Source organism: Stenotrophomonas sp. SrG (genome assembly GCF_050031795.1).
Lineage (GTDB): Bacteria > Pseudomonadota > Gammaproteobacteria > Xanthomonadales > Xanthomonadaceae > Stenotrophomonas > Stenotrophomonas rhizophila_A.
In genome coordinates, this window is record NZ_JBNBBE010000799.1 from 1 (window position 1) to 245 (window position 245).

1 protein-coding gene is annotated in these 245 nt (G+C 66.1%); it reads right to left on the bottom strand.

Annotated features, from left to right (window positions below):
* The coding region (locus ACQG3P_RS21755) for a phosphomethylpyrimidine synthase ThiC (RefSeq protein ID WP_426806211.1) at nt 1–245 on the bottom strand (245 nt) is incomplete at both ends.

A 245-nucleotide genomic window follows, 5' to 3' on the forward strand; every position in this document is an offset into this window, starting at 1 on the left:
TGGGGGTGACGGAACAGAGCATCGCGGTGCCGTACCACCCGATCCTCGCCGCGCCGATTGCGCTGGTGATGTGGTCGTAGCCCGGCGCGATGTCGGTGGTGTGCGGCCCCAGCGTGTAGAACGGCGCCTCGCCGCACTCACGCAGCTGCTTGTCCATGTTCTCCTTGATCACCTGCATCGGCACATGGCCGGGGCCTTCGAGCATGGTCTGCACATCGTGCTTCCCGGCAATCGTCGGCAGCTCG